Raw genomic sequence first — 604 nt, forward strand, 5'->3', positions numbered from 1 at the left:
TTGTTGTCTGCTGTTCTCAAATTCTTCTATATATTTTCTAACTGTATTCCGTGAAATTTTAGTTATTTTTGCTATGCTTCGTTGACTTTCCCCCTTCAGATACCTTTGAATAACTTTTTGTTTTTTCTTCAATGAAATCACTCCTGTTTTCCCCCCTAGTACCAATAAAAGATACTGGGGTAATTCTATCAGAGTGGTTCAGTTTTCAATTGCGATTGTGGTTCATTTTTAAGTTATCATATACAGACAAAACAACAATCAAGAAACCATACAGTCTAAAGAAACAACAATAAATTCTATTAAATATAATGAGTATGGTGAATTGAAATTATTTGATAATTAAATATCTAAACTATTTAAAATGGTAGGTTATACTAGGAAACTTGATACTTTATCAATTAATGCTAGGGTAACCTACCATTTGGTAATATAATAGGTAAAAAAATTTATATAAATAAATCGATTTAATCTAAAATGCTTATGAGTAAGTAGGAAAATTATAAATGGAATTATGATTGACCTGAGTTTGTGAATGAATACAATTGACTATAGCCTTAGCGGTGTGGAATAAGGAAAGTTGTCATTTCCTTAATACGTAGTAGAC

Annotated in this window: 1 protein-coding gene; it reads right to left on the reverse strand. The window is 28.8% G+C overall.

What is annotated here, in order from left to right:
- A partial coding sequence (locus tag FCI53_RS22275; RefSeq protein WP_425457208.1) for a helix-turn-helix domain-containing protein occupies positions 1-141 on the reverse strand: 141 nt, incomplete at its 3' end.
- Positions 142-604 lie beyond the last annotated feature (463 nt).

Origin of the sequence: Aquibacillus sediminis, from assembly GCF_005870085.1 — a bacterium.
Classification (GTDB): Bacteria; Bacillota; Bacilli; order Bacillales; family Amphibacillaceae; genus Aquibacillus_E; species Aquibacillus_E sediminis.